This is a genomic window from Paenibacillus sp. CAU 1782 (genome assembly GCF_054551715.1).
Genome location: NZ_JBTOLL010000006.1, coordinates 164,363 through 180,822 on the forward strand (window position 1 = coordinate 164,363; position 16,460 = coordinate 180,822).

The window sequence follows — 16,460 nt, forward strand, 5'->3', positions numbered from 1 at the left end:
TTTGCGAAAACGAGCGGCCTCCACGTTATTTCTTCACAACAAAAAGCCGGGCGGTTAAAAGGGGTGCTCCCCATCCGCCCGGCAATTCCGTCTTAAACGAGTCCGATCCTACTCGACTCCGTCCGTGAAATTTTTATCATAATGCTTGTCGCCTTTGTGCTCCAAATCGTTTAACGTTTTTTCAAGCGTCAATACGATTTGCTCCTTCGCTTCCGCAAGCGTATTGTAGAACAAAGCTTCCTCGCTACCCACGATCTTTACGCCGCTTAGGGCTTGCATGGAGCTGTAACGACGATGTTGATCCGCCAAATCGTCCAAAGCGCCAAGCGTATGCTTCGCCTGCAGGAATAAATCTCTGTGATGCTGCTCACTCAACCGATCCTCTAACTGTTTCAGTCGCGTATACATAATGTGCCATCTCCTGTCTTCACGTTTGATCTGATTGGTTACTCAGACGACTTCTCCTCCTTATTTTATACCCATTGAAGCGTTTTGAAAACTGGATGCCCTTTTACAATGAACAGAACTGCCATTTAACGCCTGTCAGGATGTGAAAATCCTCACGTCAACGCATCATTTGTTATTTCGTCAACATAATCCTGATCGTCCAATCACCCTAAATCTTCCAATCCCCTGCGGGTTAAACGAGACGATACGTTCATCATCCGCTTCCTTTACATAAATTTGATATACCAATTTAACATACACAAGCGCAAAACGACATATCACATTGAGTCAACCTCAGCAGAATGACGAACCTTGACAGCTTGTATTCTTCCATAAAGCGATATAGTATAAACCAATATACACCGTATTCCCGTCAAAATAGCCCCTTCTCCAACGCGATTCCCCTGCTTCTGACAAGCGCGGCCCCTTGCTGACACAGCTTGGCATTCAGGGTTATGCCCCTTCTTTCCCCATGCAGTCGCCATTTTCTGCAATGGCGCTGCAAAAAAGCGGATCGTGTCGGCAGCCAGCCAACATCATTTTACATCAACATACATATACCATTTTGACAAAATAGAACTAAATATGATATACCAAATATGAAAGAGGAGCATTGGAATGACCAATATACCGTTGTATCAAAAAATCGTTGATGCCATCAAGGAGAAAATGGTTTCCGGAGAGCTGGGAAGCGGAGATCAAGTTCCGACAGAAGCGGAGTTGTCCAGTCGCTATGGCGTCAGCCGGATTACCTCCAAACGGGCATTGACCGAGCTTGAGAATGAAGGATTGATTTACCGGGTACAGGGCCGAGGGAGCTTTGTTCGGGAGCAAAGCCATATTGGGCCCCGCGGTCAGGTTCACAGCAGAGACGAGCAGAATGGCGAATATGCAGGCGGCGAACCCGGGCATGCAGGCTCCGGCGATAGTCTGGTATCCGGCAATGTCGGACAAACGGCCAAGGCTGGCGTGCATGGTCACAACGAACCTTATGGCAGTGCTGCAAACAGCGCGCTCCTGATTTTGCCCTTTGCCCATAATCCCGGATTAGGCGATTACGAAAAAGGGATCAATGACTATTTGACCAGTGCCGGCTACACGCTGAATATTCAATCCAATTCAATCGTCGGCCAACGCAAGCTGCTGGAAAATGCCTTGCACAGCCCAAATCAGGGTTTGATCTATTATCCGGTGGACAGCCATTCCGATCTCGGCATCCTGTATCAGTACCATCTGAAGCAGTTTCCCGTCGTCATTATGGACAAAAACATCGAAGGCATTCCCTTTCCGTCCGTCGTTTCCGACAACTTTGGGGGCGGATATCAGGCCACAGCCCATTTGATCCAAAACAATCATCGAAAAATCGCTTTTATCTCGTCGCTGAAGGTGGAGACTTCATATAGTATCCGGGAGCGCTACCTGGGCTATTTGAAGGCGATGTTCGACCATCAATTGCTGGATCGCGGAGTCGCCGATTTGACGGATAACTATTTGACCCATGACGTGGACCTCGGCAAAGAACGTTATGTCAAGCTGATCCATTCTCTGCTGGAGCAAGGCGTAACCGCCATAGTAGCCGAAAATGATCTCAGCGCCATCGAATTTATCGGGGCGGCCAAGGAAATGGGGTTATCGGTGCCCGACGATTTTTCCATTATCGGCTTCGATAACATTCAGCTCGCGGATTTGATCGAACCAAAGCTGACGACGATTTCGCAAAATTTTGAGCGCATGGGCTATTTGGCGGCTGAAATGCTGCTGCAGCGGATACGGAATCCGCAGCAAACGCAGGAGTCCATCGTTGTTCCCGTTACGCTCGTGGAACGCCAGACCGTTAAAACCCTGCAACATTAACAACCTAAAGGAGAACTCACATGCTGCATTATATCGATACCAGACAAGGCACAAACAACAAGTACACCTACTCCAACGGCAACGCGCTGCCTTATACGGCCGTTCCTTTTGGCATGAATCATTTTGCCGTGCAGACCGAAAACGAAGGCAGCTGGTATTTTAACCCCAACGATCGCGTATTCCAAGGCTACCGCCTGACGCATCAGCCAAGCCCGTGGATGGGCGACTTCGCGCATTTCCTGATGACGCCAATCGCCGATGACAAAATCCGGGGCACCGTCTTCACCTGCCAAAGCTCCTACCGTCCGGAGGAAGCTACGTTCAAGCCAAACTACGTCAAAGTGAAGCAGCAGCGCTACAACATCGTGTCCGAGCTGACGCCGACCTGCTATGGCGCAGCGATTCAAGTTAAATACAATTCGGTACAGCAAGCCGGCTTTGTCATTAACGCCAAGCAAAAGAGCCAAATGAAGCTGGACATCGAAAATCGCACATTAAGCGGCTTCTTCAACAACTACTCCGGCTGCCGCGACGAAGGTTTCGGCATTTACGCCGTGTTGACCTTTGATAAAGACATCGACACATCGACAACAGGTTATTACGATTCCGAAGGCAACTTCACTCCGGCAACCGAGCTGGACGGCACGGACCGCCATTTTGTTATCCGTTTCCTGGATTGCGAAAAAAGCACGTTGCTGGCCAAGCTGTCCACCTCCTACATCGGATTTGACCAAGCCCGCCTGAACTACAGCCGAGAACTGGAGTTTACTTTTGAAGAGTTGAAGGCTCAAGCGGCGGACAAATGGAACCATTACCTGAACAAAATCAAGGTAACCGATCGCGACGAAGAAAAGGTGAAAACCTTCTATACATGCCTGTACCGCATGTTCCTGTTCCCGCAAAAGTTTTACGAGCTGGACGAAAACGGCGAGGCGATCCACTACAATACGACTGCCAAAGAGGTCCAGAAAGGGATTCTCTACACAAACAACGGCTTCTGGGACACGTACAAAACCGTTTATCCGCTCTATTCCTTGATCGCTCCGAAGGAATACGAAGAAATGATGCAGGGCTACCTCAATTCCTACCGGGAAACGGGTTTCCTGCCAAAATGGCTCTCCCCCGACGAGCGCGGCTTGATGCCGGGAACGCTGATCGACGCCGTCATTGCGGATGCCGCCATGAAAGGCATCGGTACGGAAATGATGCCGGAGCTGCTTGAAGCTATGCTGACAGCGGCAACGACGCAAAGCCAGAAGGACGGCTACGGCCGCCAAGGTACGATCGACTACTTGAAATACGGCTACGTGCCGCTGGACTACCACGAGAGCGTCAACCATACGCTGGACTACGCCTATAGCGATTTCTGCATCGGCCAGGTGGCAAGCGTACTGAACAAAACCGACGTGGCGGAGAAATACAGGCAAAGCTCCTTGAACTACCGCAATATTTTTGACAAGGAAACGGGCCATATGCGCGCTAAGAGCAAAGACGGCGAGTTCCGTCCGGGCTTTAGCGATACAAGCTGGGGACTGGATTATGCAGAGGGCAGCTCTTGGCAAAACGGCTATGCCGTATACCATGACTTCCAAGGCCTGATCGACGAATACGGCTCCAGCGACAAGTTCTTCGAAAAAATCACGGAGCTGTGCAACAAAGCGCCGGACTTTGATGTCAAAGGCTACGGCTTTGAAATTCACGAGATGAGCGAAATGGCTGCTGTCGATTTTGGCCAAGTGGCGATTTCCAATCAGCCAAGCTTCCATATTCCGTACTTGTTCAACTATGTGGGCCAACCGGCGTCTTCGCAAATCGTCATCAAACAAATCATGACGCATCTGTTCAACAGCGGTTATGACGGTTTCCCTGGCGACGAAGACAACGGCAGCATGTCCGGCTGGTACGTGTTCAGCTCCATGGGCTTCTACCCGGTTTGCCCGGGCAGCAATGAATACGTGCTGGGCATTCCATTGTTCGACAGCGTAACGGTGGAGCTGGCTAACGGCAAGCAGCTGCATGTGAACACAGATAACAACAACCCGCAATCCAATTTTGTCAGCAGCCTTGCGGTAGACGGCGAAAAGTACACCAAGCTGTTCATTACCCACGAAGACATCATGGCTGGCAAAACGCTGGACTTCCGTCTTGGCTTAGCGCCAACTCACCGGAACTACAGCGCGGACGAGCTTCCGTTTTCGTTGACGGAAAAGAAGTAAGAACGTGTAATCACATGTAAATAGTAAAAGCCGACTGAAGGTGAAGCGCGTCCTGCTTTAAGCGCACCCTTAAGTCGGCTTATTTCATTCAGTATACCTCAAGCTCCGAAATCTGAGCGGCAGGCCATGCGCTGTTGGACGTGATCGTTACCCGGATATAGCGGATATCCGTCGCTCGTTCCAAAAACAGCTCAACCCCATTGCCGAATTCCGGGTTGTACGTGTAGGAAGCCGCGGGGAGCAGCGACTCGAAGGCATCGCCGTCCATACTGCCGAACACCTCTATCTCCTGCGACCGCTCATCCCTCGCAGCGCCATGAGCAGTAGCAGGCAGCCAACCGCCAAAACAGCCAGCGCTGCCCCAACCGCAGCAATCAGCATTTTGGGATTACGAAACGTTCCTCGCGGCATTCATCCACCGCCTCTCATCCGCAGGCGAACCTACGGCTGGATTCCGTCGTAGAACTTCTCCTGCATTTGCTTCGCCGCCGCATCCAATTGGGCTTTCATATCGGCGCCTTGCTTGGAGAAAACCTCCTGAATAATGTTGGTCATCGCGGCATAATAGTCCTGGGTGTTATATTGGGACTCCGGCTTGCCGTCGATTAACCCCAACGTTTCCTCACCATATTGGTAGACATTGTCGTATTTGTTGAACAGCGCCGTTACCTTGGCTCCGTATTCGGAATCCGACTTGAAATATTGCAGTACGGCCGGCACGTAAAACTTATTATCCGCTTTGCGGGCCTGGATGTTCTGCTCCAGCGAGTCCAGTCCTTTATCGGAGAAGTAGTCGAATGTAGCGTAATGGAACGCGATCTCTTGCTCATCCTTGGTCGCATTGGGGTTGATGACCAGGAAGTCGCCGCCGAGCACACCATAATGCTTGCCGCCTTTTTCATACGCCGGGATCGGATAAACGAGAATATCCTCCAGGGCCATGCCGCCTTGGTTCAAGCCTTGATCGACGGGGCCGTCCGGTCCCGCAATCACCATCGCCGTGCGGCCTTGCGCAAAAGCGCCAACCGCGTCGCCCCAGCCGAGCGCCCAATCCTGCGGAATCGCATTGGCTTCCCATTTGAGCTTGTCGTAATACTGCAGCGCCTTAACTCCCGCGTCGGAATTGAATATAGCTGTTATTTTGCCATCGACGGCTTGTTGAATGTCGCCGCCTGCGGTAAAGAGGAAGTTGGTCCAGTTCCAGCCGGCTTCATTGCCTTTGCCCATCGGCGCAATGCCGGAGATGCCGCTGCCGGGATCGGCAACCGCGCTTGCCGCGCTTAGCATGTCGTCCCAGGTCCAGTCAAAGGGCGGGATCGCCACGCCTTTGTCGTCCAGCATTTTTTTGTTCACGGCGACGCCCGTTGGATATCCGCGCTGAGCGATGCCGTATACCTTGCCGTCAACCGTAAACAGGTCCTGGAGCACAGGATTCATCTGATCCTTATAAGCGTAGCTGTTGAACAAGTCGGTGATATCCGCCGCCCAGCCTTTTTCGGCCAGGAATTTGCCTTCCGAGGCGTACGTGTTGAACAGCGTCGGCGCTTCGTTCGCTCCCATTTTGATGCCGATTTCGTTGGGGCTATATTGCCAATCGCTTTTGATCACCTCGACGTTCGGAAACACTTCATTAAAACGCCGGATCTTGTCATCCTCCAGCGCGCGGTCCTCCACGCGGTCCGGCGTCGGGTAATAAATGCTGATGGAGACCTTCCGCTGAGTGATATCTTCTTCCTTGACGCCTGTGTCATCCGGCTTTTCCGTCTCCGAACTCGCGGTTGGCTGGCTGCTCGCCTCTCCCCCGTTGCCCGTACCATTGCCATTCCCGCTCGAGCAGGCCGACAGCACAAGGATAACCGCCATTAGCAGAGCCATCATCGTTGAAAACTTGCGCATTCACAAATCCCCCTTGTCGCTTTGCGATTTTGACTTACAGGGCCATCATACTGGAGACGGAATCGTCAGGGCGATGTGTATTCCTATGATCATCGTGTGCAGATTTACGCACCGTATTTCGCGATCCACCAGGAATCGCCCCCCCAACATTATAACCTGTCGCCGTTCCATTTCCCGGCCCTTACCCTTTGACGCCGCCAAGGTATAGACCCCGGAGAATGAATTTTTGGAAGAACAAAAAGATCAGGATGGGCGGAATCATGACGATGGTCAAAATCGCAAATTTGATGTTCATATCCAGCCTGCGGGCGTTCAGCACAAAGTCTCGGATTGCGGCAGACAACGGCTTGTTGTCCTGGCTAAGGATAAAGCTGGGCCAGAACCAGTCGTTCCAGGCCGTGGCGAATACAAAAATCGCAAGCGTGGCAAAAATGGGAATTGACAGCGGAAAAGCGATCTGAAAAAAGCAGCGCAGCTCCGAAGCCCCGTCGATACGCGCCGATTCGAACGTTTCGATATGGATGCCGTCCATAAACGACTTAAGCAGCAGCAGGAAAAAAGCATTTGCGCCGGCGGGAAGCCAGATGGCCCAGAACGAACCCATCAGCCCGAGATCCTTCAGGTTGACGAAGTTCGGGATCATATACGTGGTCGCGGGAATAAACAGCGTCATCAGGAAATAGTAGCTGATGCCCGTCTTGAACGGCAGGTTGATTTTGGACAACGCATACGCAGCCAGTCCCAGAACCAGCACGATAACCGCCATATTCCCGAAAAAAAGCATCATCGTATTTTTAAAATAAAAGGGCAGATCGATATAATTCCAGGCTTTGGCGTAGTTATCGAAATGCCATTCCTTCGGCAAAAAAGTCGGAGGAAACGAATTAACCTCTTTATTCAGCTTCAGACCGTTAAACATGGAAATCAGGATGGGGTACACCATGCAGGCCATCATGGCGAGAATCATCAGATTCATGCCGATGTAAGCCAGCTTGGCCGCCGGTTTCTTCAGATCATGGTCGGAAATAATGCTTCGTTCGCCAGCCTTCATCACGCCGCACCTCCCCGGTTGATCCGGTATTGCAGAACCGCCAGCACGGATAACGCCAGGAACATAAGCACGCCAAGCGCCGAAGCTACACCGTAATCCAGCCGCACAAATGCATAACGAACGATGAGCAGGGCATACGTTAACGTTGCATTGTTCGGACCGCCATCCAGCATCGCGTATTGCGTCTGGAAGCCCTGCGAGGTGGCGATAAGCTGAAGCATGAACAGCAGCAGGATCTGGTTGCGGATAGCGGGCAGCGTAATGTACCGGATGCGCTGCCAGACGCCCGCGCCGTCGATTTCGGCGGCCTCGTACCAATCGCGCGGAACGCTAAGGACCGCGGCCAAATAAATGAGCATGGCGGAGCCGAAGCTTTGCCATGTCTCCATAATAACGATGGAGATCATCGACCATGACCGATCCACCATAAAATTGATTTGGCCGATGCCGATCCCCTTCAGCACCGCATTAATTGGACCGATGGGGTCGTACAGCCAGCGCCACACGCCATACAGCACCACAAACGGCACGACGTAAGGCAGATAGGCGGCGACCCGGGCAAAGCCTTGAAATCGGCGCATTTCGGAGATACCAATGGCGATCAGGATGGGCACCCAAAAGCCGATGGCAATGCCCAGGCCCATGTAATAAACCGTGTTTTTGACCGAAATCAGCACATCGGAATCTGTCAATATTGTCTTGTAGTTTTCCAGCCCGACAAAGTTATTGCCCTTCACGAAATCAATGGTGTAGAAGCTGTTAAGCACTCCCTTGCCGATGGGAAGCCATAGAAACAGCGTAAAGCATACCATTGCAGGCAGCAGAAAAAGATAACCCCACATATACCGCTTGAGCCTGCCCGTCCACGATTGCCGAGTTGCAATTCCGCTCCCCGGAACAGCCGTTATTTGCTCCATTGCGTCGTCCCTCATTCCTTGGATGTGATCTATCCACATTGTAGAAAAAGAGGGGGGCCATGAACATGTGTGTATCTACAGAGATAGTAGGCGATTTTACTTCTTCATTTCGCTGGGACTCAACCCGTAATATTTTTTGAAGATTTTGCTAAAATGTTCCGGCGATTCATACCCCACCTGCTCCGATATTTCGTAGCGTCGCAAATCGGTGTTCAGAATAAGCCTCCGGCTTTCCTCCATCCGCAGCTTGATGACATACTCCCACAGATTGTATCCGGTCGTTTTTTTGAACAGATAGCTCAAATAATTGGGGCTAACGTGATTTCTGGAGGCAACCTCATTCAAGGTCAAACCTTTCTGCGCGTAATGAAGATGAATGTACTCTCTCGCCCGCTCCACAATCCGGTTGTTTTGCGCGGCAATTTCATCCTCCGTCGGCTCCTCATCCCCTTCAAAAACGCCCCACTTGAAGTCGCCGTAATAAAAAACATAATGATCCTGAAACTCCCGGCTCCAGAGCAGCGCCTTGTTGGCCTGGGCATAAACTTCGCCAAGGAACTCCGTGCCGAGTAAAATCTGGCTTGCGCCAACGACACATGGAAAACCCAGAAATTTGCGTACGTTGAACTGAAGACTGCGCGCAAGCATCTCCAATTGGTTGATGGCATCCATGCTGGAATTGCCGTACCGTTCTTCATCCCATTGAATCACCGCGCAAATCGTCCCGTCGCTGTCATAAAAGGATTGATGATCCCGCTCCCGGTCCAGCAGCTCGTTCACGATATTAAGCACAGCATAACGAAGCAGCAAGCCGTCCTTTTCCGAGAGCGCGCGGTTTCCGGCGCCAAATTCCGGCTTCAGCTTGATTACCGCGTAATACGGGCCATTCAAAATGGTGCTGTATCGCTGCTGGAGCTGGGACAACAAGATGTCCCGGCCGCCTGTCCGCTCGCCCAGCAGCTCCTTCAGCAGGGCCGTGCGTCCGGGATGCGGCTCCGCCATATGGAAGGTCTCCAGCAGTTCGGTCATCACTTCCTCCTGATCCCGGCGGGATTTGTCCATATGCAGCAGCACATGACGGACAGAGCTAAGGAACTGCTCGCTGTTTAGCGGCTTGATCAAATAATCCTTGGCCCCGAGACGAATGGCCTGCTGGGCATATTGAAACGTTTCGTACGCCGAGATCACGATGACTTCCACCCAAGGCTTCATAATTTTTGCCTGCTGCATTAATTCGATTCCGCTCATCGTGCCCATTTGAATATCCGTCACCAGCAAGTCGATGTTTTCAATCCGCAAATAGTCCAAAGCCTCATAACCGCTATTCGCGCTGTAGATATGATCGATGCCAAGGCCCGAAGACGCCAGCAGCCGGGACAATCCTTCGCAAATCAACGGTTCGTCGTCCACGATCAAAATATTGTACATCCCGTTCACCCTTTCGTATCTTCATAGGTTGCCGGCAGCACCAGCACGGCGGCCGTTCCGCCTTCCTCGCGCTTGCGGTAGCTAAGGCCGTAAGCCGCGCCATAATGAAGCTGGATGCGCTGGTGAATGTTGCGTATGCCGTAACCCAGCCGATGATCGGCCGTCTCCTCGTACAGCAGCTTGTCGATTGCGGCAAAGTCGGCTGGCTTATAGCCGTTGTCTTCTACCTTGATGGTTACCCGCTCGCCTTCCAGCATAGCGGAAATGACGATTTCCCCATCTTCGCCCATAACCTTAACGCCATGAATAATCGCGTTTTCGACTAACGGCTGCAGCGTAATTTTGGGAATGCGGACAGGTTTTACGGCATCCGGCACGTTCCATGCGACGTTAAATTTATAGGAATAGCGCTTTTGCTGCAAATTGATGTACGCCGCGGCATGCTCCAGCTCCTCCTCCAAACGGATCAGCTCCCGGCCACGGCTTAATCCTATTTTCATCAGCTTGGACAGCTCCTTGATCATTTCCGCCGATTCGGAGTTCCCCTCCAGCGTACTTTTCCAATAAATGCTCTCCAGCGTGTTGTAGAGCAAATGCGGATTAATCTGCTGATAGAGCAGCTGCAGCTGGATTTCCTTCTGCTTCAAATCCATCTCGTATTTGTAATGAATCAGCGAATTAAGGCGGCGCGCCATATCGTAGAGCGCCCCCATAAGCACGCCCATCTCATCATGACGCCTCCTGGCCGGAGTCTCCGGCACCAGTTTTCCCGGTTCATAGGTTCGCACGAACTGCGCCAGCTTCTGAAGCGGCGTCATCAGAGAGCGCCAAAAGTAAAACAAGAAGACGCAGCCCAGCAAAATATAAGCGATCGTAATGAGCTGAATGACCCTTTTGAGCTCATTCTGCTGCTTCAGCAGCGAGTTCATCGGAATCTGATAGATCAGCCGCTGCTCCTGCCTCCGGTCATGATTCACGACATAAATAGATTCCTCCGTCATAAAGCTGACCGTAGTGAATACGTCACCGCTCTCCGTCCCTTTGGCAATCAAACTGCGGACCCTGTCCGAGTGCTCGGCCTGAACGCCGCCAGACTGACCTCCTGGTTTCACCTCGGACGGCTCGCTCTGACTCTCCGCAGGCTGACCGACTAAGCCGCCTTTGGACAACTCGGTCCGTCTGTCTGCCGGATGGCCGAAGCCCTCTTCGGGCAGCTCGACATATCCGCCGGTTAAACCCGGCTCCAGAGCGCTCAGGACGCGGCCGCCGTTATCGGCAAACCAAATCTTCCCTTCCGGAAGCGACACGGAGCGAAGAGATTCATTGATTTTCATATCCATCTTTGTAGCAACCAACACGCCAATCGTGCCGCTCCCTCCAACTACACTGTTAACGGCGCGAAGATAGGCAAGCGTGCGGATTTGGGACAAGTTTACGTTTGCGTCGATGATGTCCATATAACCTTTGCCGCGCATGGATACGGCCTGGTCAAACCAGGGAGGCTTGTTGGCGTCGGAGAAAAAATAAACCCCGGACTGCACAACCTGGCGCTTGGGGGCGAAAAAGTAATCATCGTTGGGGTCGTAAATGTACAACGAATAATAAACCGCTTCCCCGCCGTTCAGGGGAGTCGAATAACTGGCCAGCAGCCTGTCGACGCTGTCGTATCGGCGAACCCGGTCGATAACGGCGTCATCTCCGTTTGGAATCAGACGTTGGGTCAGCGGATTTTGAATGATGGTGGTCGTAATTTTGTCCACGGTTTCGATATCTCGGTTAATAAGCGTATGGTTTTGCTTAATGAGCTCCACGTACGCGCTGGTGACATGGTCCTTAAGCAGCTTCTCCGCTTGCAAATTGCCGTAGGCATGAAGCAGGACGATTGGGCACACCATGATCAAGAAGAGCAGGATAAGCTGACGCTTCATATTCATTTTCGTCAATGGATTCCATAAATGCCGTCTCATGCCACACCTCCCGATAATTGTACTATAGCATTATTAATGCGCTTTCAGTGTAGCTATTTCTATGAGAAATGGGGGGTAATTCATGTCCTAATCGTAGAAATGCACATACCGGATCAAAGCTGCTTTTTCCATGCCGCCAAGCCGGGCAAATTCATGCGCAACCGAGGGCCGGAAACAAAAAAGAAGCCGGCCGAAGACTATGAACCGCGCCTCGCAGAGGGGACACTTTGAACAAGCGTCACCCTGCAAGCAGCGTTCATTTGCTTCAACCAGCTTCTTCAATTGCATAAGTCTTTCCCTTAACCCCTCCTGCTGACCAACAGCAGCACAAAGGAGATGACGATAATAGCGCCCGTCCAGGCCCAGGCCATTCCGGTATTCCCCGAGTCGACGGCCACATAAATAGCCGTTGGAATGGTTTGTGTTTTTCCGGGGATATTACCGGCGATCATCAAGGTGGCGCCAAATTCTCCAAGACTGCGGGCAAATCCCAGAATATACGCCGTTACAAGCGAACGAAAGGCCAGCGGGAGCGTAATATACCGCAGCACCTGCCATTCATTTGCCCCGATAGAACGGCCCGCATCCTCCAGATTTTTGTCAATCGACGCAAATCCCGTCTTCATGGTTTGATAAACCAGCGGAAAGGCAACCACAACCGCAGCCACAACCGCAGCCCACCATGAAAATACAATTGGCGCTTTAAACAGCCATTCGATCCATTCCCCGACCCAGCTTCTGCGTCCCAGCAGCACCAGGAGCAAAAAACCAACTACCGTTGGCGGAAGCACCAACGGCAGCATAAAGGCTGTTTCAACCAAAATTTTGCCTTTAAACGTACGGCGCGACATCCAACGGGCGGCCGCAACGCCAATCAAAATAACAATGATGCTTGAAAGCAAAGATACTTGCAGAGACAGCCGAATCGGTAGCCAAAAATCATGCCAGTTAAACATCATTATTCGGCAATCGAAAATCCGTATTTAACAAAAACGTCCAGTGATTCTTGCGTCTGCAAATACGCATAAAAGTCTTCGGCTTCTTTTGCATGTTTGGTTGCTTTTACGATACCGATAGGATATTGAATGGCTTTATAATTGGCTTGATCCACAACAAATGCGATTTTTACTTTATTCGATGACAGCGCATCTGTTTTATAAACAAATCCTGCATCCGCATTTCCGGTTTCCACATATTGCAGAACCTGTCTTACGTCTTTTGCTTGCACCGATTTGGATTGCAGCGCATCCCAGAGGTTCAGATTCGTCAATGCTTCCTTCGTGTAATTTCCGGCCGGAACGCTCTCCGGAATTCCGATTGCGATTGTTTTCACTTCGGCTTTTGTCAGGTCATCCACCTTTTCGATTACTGCCGAGGAATCAGCTGCGGCAACAACCACCAATTCGTTTTTCAGCAGGTTTACTTGCTGGCTGGCATCAATGAGATCTTCTTCAACAAGCGCCGTCATGTTTTTGACAGCGGCGGACAGGAACAAATCGGCTGGCGCTCCCTGCTCGATTTGTTGCTGCAACGCGCCGGAAGCGCCAAAGTTAAAGTTAAGTTTGATGCCGGAATTGTTAGCTTCATACGTTTTTTGAATTTCTGCCAAAGCATCTGTCATGCTTGCGGCAGCAGAGATTGTAAGCTCGACCGTTTCAGCAGGCTGCTGAGAAGCTTCCGGCTGCTGGCTTGGCTCACTTGTGCTTTGCGCGGCGGCGGCAGGCGTATTGGCATTGCCATTTCCATTTTGAGCGGCGCCGCAGCCTGTAAATACCAGAACCATCGCAGCAACCAGCAAAACGACCAGTTGATTCTTAACCATTTTAAACATATAAACCCTCCACTCTCTCTTTAACAAAATAAAACTAAAATAAACTAATCATATCAAAACAAAACTGTCTTTCATCAATATATATCGTTTCATGATATAAATCAACATTTTTCGTATAGATTGATATGTTTTAATAGTGACAGGAGCTCATATACAAAAACCCCTTCCGTGTGGAAGAGGTTCAATGATCAGCTATAGCTTGGTTCTCAGAATCGTTTATTCGCTGCCTTGCGCTTGCCGTTCCTTATAAATATCCATCAATCCAGCCCGTTCTAATTCCTCGACATGAATTTCGGACAATGCCTCCAGAATCTGCATTCCGTGTTCCGTCAGCCGGATAAAAACGCTGCGTTTATCTCCGGGATTGGGAAACCGCTGGACGTAATCCAGGCTTTCGCATCGTTTTATAAGTCCAAGACAAGCATGAGGCGTAATTTGCAGTCGTTCCGCCAATTCCTTCGGCGTCGCGCATTCTCTGTCTGAAAAACCCATGATAGCCAGCATAAGCTGATGATATTGAGGGGTTAGTCCCTGGTCTCTTGCCGCCTCTTCGCTAAAACGGATAAACTTGCGAATGCGGTATCGAAACAAAGCCAGCTCCTCGTAAACCTGTTTAGGCAACCGTTGATTACTCATGTCCCGCTCCTTAACCTATGAATGAATAACTATAGTCTATACGATTCATGAGGCCAGGACAATCAATGAAAGGCCCGCTAAGGCCTATTATTCATATTTCGGATATCCGACAAATTTGAAGTCTTTGCCCAACTGCTCAACGTTAAGCTCGTCCAGCTCTACGGCATCGCTCATTTTGGAAAATCCGGCTCCGGCCAGGAAGGAAGGGGCGTTGCGGCCTCCAATTAACTTTGGCGCCATATAAATGATGACTTTATCGACGAGCTTATGTTCAAAAAAGGAAGCATTGATTTCGCTGCCGCCTTCAATCAGAACTGAGGAAATCAGCTCCTTGCCAAGCACCTGAAGCACTTCGGACGGATTGACTTTGTCGCCTTGCTCTGTAACAAAAACGCGGACTCCCGCTGCCTCAAGCGCCTGTTTCTTCTGTGGATCATGGCCTGTTGTCGTAAATACCCACGTTGGGGCTTCGCCGTCGGTTACCACCCTTGCCTCCAGCGGGAGACGCAGCGTGGAATCCATAATGACCCGAAAGGGGTTTCTTCCGTTTGGCAGCCTTGTCGTAAGCTGCGGATCGTCCTTGATTACGGTATTGGCGCCAACCAGAATAGCGGCATTTTGATTACGCAAAACATGGACGTCCTCACGCGCAACATCCGAGGTGATCCATTTGCTGTGAAAGGAGTGGCTGGCAATTTTGCCGTCCATCGTAATGGCTGTTTTCAACGTCACAAACGGTGTTTGAGTAAGGATGAATTTGTTGAACACTTCATTCATTTTACGGGATTTCCCCTCGCAAACGCCAACGATCACTTCGATTCCGGCCTCCTGCAGGATCGCTACCCCTCTTCCCGAAACGAGAGGATTGGGATCAAGCGTGGCGATTACAACCTTCTTGATGCCGGCCTCCACGATAGCTACCGCGCACGGACCCGTTCTTCCATGATGCGAGCAAGGCTCAAGCGTTACGTAGATTGTTGCGCCTTTGGCGTGTTCGCCGGCCATGCGAAGCGCATGAATTTCGGCATGCGGCTCGCCCGCCTTCATATGAGCGCCAACGCCTACGATGCGGTTATCATTTACAACGACAGAACCAACCAGGGGATTGGGATCGGTCTGTCCCTTCATCGCTAATGCATTCTGCAGCGCCAGCTCCATGTAAAATTCATGGTTAGTCATTGTTGCAGCAACCTTCATCCTCGCCCAAGCCTTCGCCTTCGTTTAGATGGCCGGAGCGCTGTATTTTTGTTTTTAAATATTTTTCGTTATATTCCGATACGTCTCCCCATAGCTGTACACGGTCCACAACATCCAGACCTGCTTTGCCTAACGCATCCAATTTTCGAGGGTTGTTTGTCAAAAGCGAAACCGGCTTGGTCCGCAGCGTCTTCAGCACCTGGATAGCGTCGCTGTAATCCCGTGCGTCATCGGCAAAGCCGAGCTGCAGATTGGCGTCCACGGTATCATAACCGTTTTCCTGCAAAATATAAGCAAGAGCTTTGCTGAAAAGCCCGATGCCCCTGCCTTCATGATTGGCCAAATAAAACAAAGCGCCGCTTCCATGCTCCGCGATCTGCTTCATGGACTGCTTCAGTTGAAAGCCGCAATCGCAACGTTTGCTGCCAAAAATATCGCCGGTATGGCAAATGGAGTGGAAACGGATCAGTGCGCTTTCCTCATGCTCGAAATCACCGTAGACCAGCACACTGGACTGCTGCAGCTCGGCCAAATTGACAGAGGACAGCTTGGCGATGATACGCTCGAAATCCTCCGTTACTTCCTTGCAGTTCAACCAGCAGTACCACTTGAACTGTAAGGTTTCGCCGTCCAGGTTAACCGGCAGATTAATGGGACCAACAAGGTAGATGGCTCCCTCGTCTTTTTGGATCAGCTTTATTTTCGCTTGCAATAATGAAATCACTTTAGGATCAAAACTTTTTACGGCAGGCATCATTATGTCTCCTTTTCTAGGCTATATAAGTTCAACTGCATTATAGTGGCAGGAGCAGGCTTTTTAGTTGAACTTATATAGAAAAATTATTGTTGTTTTAATATGTGTAAAAACAGACCTTGTACTCGCTTTCGACAACTCCTTAAGCACATTGGAGTCATTTTGGAAGTGATATAAGTCATAATAAATTAATATTCGTATATGTAATTTATTATAAAGTGACAGGCAAGTCAATAGGCAAATCGGGGCCTTAAAATAGAGAGAAG

At 50.7% G+C, this 16,460-nt stretch carries 15 protein-coding genes; 2 read left to right on the top strand and 13 right to left on the bottom strand.

Annotation, left to right across the window (positions count from 1 at the left end):
- Nucleotides 1-108 precede the first annotated feature (108 nt).
- Complete coding sequence (locus tag ACX93W_RS15525; RefSeq protein WP_459393288.1) at nt 109-408, bottom strand: hypothetical protein; 300 nt, start codon at nt 406-408, stop codon at nt 109-111.
- 657 nt (nt 409-1,065) lie between these two features.
- Between ACX93W_RS15525 and ACX93W_RS15530 the strand changes: the two genes are divergently transcribed.
- On the top strand, nt 1,066-2,301 hold the full coding sequence (locus ACX93W_RS15530; RefSeq protein WP_459393289.1) for a GntR family transcriptional regulator: 1,236 nt from the start codon (nt 1,066-1,068) through the stop codon (nt 2,299-2,301).
- A gap of 20 nt (nt 2,302-2,321) precedes the next feature.
- A complete protein-coding gene (locus ACX93W_RS15535) occupies nt 2,322-4,517 on the top strand; it encodes a GH92 family glycosyl hydrolase (RefSeq protein ID WP_459393290.1) in 2,196 nt (731 codons plus the stop codon).
- A gap of 88 nt (nt 4,518-4,605) precedes the next feature.
- Here the strand turns inward: ACX93W_RS15535 and ACX93W_RS15540 are convergent, their stop codons facing one another.
- The 12 genes from ACX93W_RS15540 to ACX93W_RS15595 all read right to left on the bottom strand — a co-directional run bounded on the left by ACX93W_RS15540 (nt 4,606) and on the right by ACX93W_RS15595 (nt 16,194).
- Nucleotides 4,606-4,797 carry a hypothetical protein gene (locus ACX93W_RS15540; protein ID WP_459393291.1) on the bottom strand — a complete coding sequence of 64 codons (192 nt, stop codon included), beginning with the start codon at nt 4,795-4,797 and terminating at the stop codon, nt 4,606-4,608.
- 2 nt (nt 4,798-4,799) lie between these two features.
- On the bottom strand, nt 4,800-4,928 hold the full coding sequence (locus ACX93W_RS15545) for a hypothetical protein (protein WP_459393292.1): 129 nt from the start codon (nt 4,926-4,928) through the stop codon (nt 4,800-4,802).
- A 30-nt stretch (nt 4,929-4,958) separates the two neighbouring features.
- The gene (locus ACX93W_RS15550; protein ID WP_459393293.1) at nt 4,959-6,413 is read right to left on the bottom strand and encodes an ABC transporter substrate-binding protein; all 1,455 of its coding nucleotides are present in this window, start codon (nt 6,411-6,413) and stop codon (nt 4,959-4,961) included.
- 181 nt (nt 6,414-6,594) lie between these two features.
- Nucleotides 6,595-7,464 (bottom strand): carbohydrate ABC transporter permease, encoded by an 870-nt coding sequence (locus ACX93W_RS15555; RefSeq protein WP_459393294.1) that lies wholly within the window; start codon nt 7,462-7,464, stop codon nt 6,595-6,597.
- On the bottom strand, nt 7,464-8,381 hold the full coding sequence (locus ACX93W_RS15560; protein ID WP_459393295.1) for a carbohydrate ABC transporter permease: 918 nt from the start codon (nt 8,379-8,381) through the stop codon (nt 7,464-7,466). The genes ACX93W_RS15555 and ACX93W_RS15560 overlap by 1 nt, the downstream gene beginning before the upstream one ends.
- Before the next feature lie 96 nt (nt 8,382-8,477).
- Nucleotides 8,478-9,809, bottom strand: coding sequence for a response regulator (locus ACX93W_RS15565; protein ID WP_459393296.1), 1,332 nt, complete (start codon nt 9,807-9,809; stop codon nt 8,478-8,480).
- A 5-nt stretch (nt 9,810-9,814) separates the two neighbouring features.
- Nucleotides 9,815-11,776 carry a cache domain-containing sensor histidine kinase gene (locus ACX93W_RS15570; protein ID WP_459393297.1) on the bottom strand — a complete coding sequence of 654 codons (1,962 nt, stop codon included), beginning with the start codon at nt 11,774-11,776 and terminating at the stop codon, nt 9,815-9,817.
- A gap of 299 nt (nt 11,777-12,075) precedes the next feature.
- Nucleotides 12,076-12,732 (bottom strand): molybdate ABC transporter permease subunit, encoded by a 657-nt coding sequence (gene modB / locus ACX93W_RS15575; protein WP_459393358.1) that lies wholly within the window; start codon nt 12,730-12,732, stop codon nt 12,076-12,078.
- A 2-nt stretch (nt 12,733-12,734) separates the two neighbouring features.
- The gene (gene modA, locus ACX93W_RS15580; RefSeq protein ID WP_459393298.1) at nt 12,735-13,607 is read right to left on the bottom strand and encodes a molybdate ABC transporter substrate-binding protein; all 873 of its coding nucleotides are present in this window, start codon (nt 13,605-13,607) and stop codon (nt 12,735-12,737) included.
- Nucleotides 13,608-13,823: 216 nt separating this feature from the next.
- Nucleotides 13,824-14,243, bottom strand: a complete 420-nt coding sequence (locus tag ACX93W_RS15585) for a MarR family winged helix-turn-helix transcriptional regulator (RefSeq protein ID WP_459393299.1) — start codon at nt 14,241-14,243, stop codon at nt 13,824-13,826.
- Nucleotides 14,244-14,330: 87 nt separating this feature from the next.
- Nucleotides 14,331-15,422, bottom strand: a complete 1,092-nt coding sequence (gene ribD / locus ACX93W_RS15590) for a bifunctional diaminohydroxyphosphoribosylaminopyrimidine deaminase/5-amino-6-(5-phosphoribosylamino)uracil reductase RibD (RefSeq protein ID WP_459393300.1) — start codon at nt 15,420-15,422, stop codon at nt 14,331-14,333.
- On the bottom strand, nt 15,415-16,194 hold the full coding sequence (locus ACX93W_RS15595) for a GTP cyclohydrolase II (RefSeq protein WP_459393359.1): 780 nt from the start codon (nt 16,192-16,194) through the stop codon (nt 15,415-15,417). The genes ribD and ACX93W_RS15595 overlap by 8 nt, the downstream gene beginning before the upstream one ends.
- Between the last annotated feature and the right edge of the window lie 266 nt (nt 16,195-16,460).

What these genes read in the sequence shown, in the direction of transcription:
- ACX93W_RS15555 (WP_459393294.1), bottom strand. Translation starts at nt 7,464, where the DNA reads ATGAAGGCTGGCGAACGAAGCATTATTTCCGACCATGATCTGAAGAAA.
- ACX93W_RS15550 (WP_459393293.1), bottom strand. Translation starts at nt 6,413, where the DNA reads ATGCGCAAGTTTTCAACGATGATGGCTCTGCTAATGGCGGTTATCCTT.
- ACX93W_RS15545 (WP_459393292.1), bottom strand. Translation starts at nt 4,928, where the DNA reads ATGCCGCGAGGAACGTTTCGTAATCCCAAAATGCTGATTGCTGCGGTT.
- modA (WP_459393298.1), bottom strand. Translation starts at nt 13,607, where the DNA reads ATGTTTAAAATGGTTAAGAATCAACTGGTCGTTTTGCTGGTTGCTGCG.
- ACX93W_RS15560 (WP_459393295.1), bottom strand. Translation starts at nt 8,381, where the DNA reads ATGGAGCAAATAACGGCTGTTCCGGGGAGCGGAATTGCAACTCGGCAA.
- ACX93W_RS15525 (WP_459393288.1), bottom strand. Translation starts at nt 408, where the DNA reads ATGTATACGCGACTGAAACAGTTAGAGGATCGGTTGAGTGAGCAGCAT.
- ACX93W_RS15570 (WP_459393297.1), bottom strand. Translation starts at nt 11,776, where the DNA reads ATGAGACGGCATTTATGGAATCCATTGACGAAAATGAATATGAAGCGT.
- ACX93W_RS15585 (WP_459393299.1), bottom strand. Translation starts at nt 14,243, where the DNA reads ATGAGTAATCAACGGTTGCCTAAACAGGTTTACGAGGAGCTGGCTTTG.
- ACX93W_RS15535 (WP_459393290.1), top strand. Translation starts at nt 2,322, where the DNA reads ATGCTGCATTATATCGATACCAGACAAGGCACAAACAACAAGTACACC.
- ACX93W_RS15595 (WP_459393359.1), bottom strand. Translation starts at nt 16,194, where the DNA reads ATGCCTGCCGTAAAAAGTTTTGATCCTAAAGTGATTTCATTATTGCAA.
- ACX93W_RS15565 (WP_459393296.1), bottom strand. Translation starts at nt 9,809, where the DNA reads ATGTACAATATTTTGATCGTGGACGACGAACCGTTGATTTGCGAAGGA.
- modB (WP_459393358.1), bottom strand. Translation starts at nt 12,732, where the DNA reads ATGTTTAACTGGCATGATTTTTGGCTACCGATTCGGCTGTCTCTGCAA.
- ribD (WP_459393300.1), bottom strand. Translation starts at nt 15,422, where the DNA reads ATGACTAACCATGAATTTTACATGGAGCTGGCGCTGCAGAATGCATTA.
- ACX93W_RS15530 (WP_459393289.1), top strand. Translation starts at nt 1,066, where the DNA reads ATGACCAATATACCGTTGTATCAAAAAATCGTTGATGCCATCAAGGAG.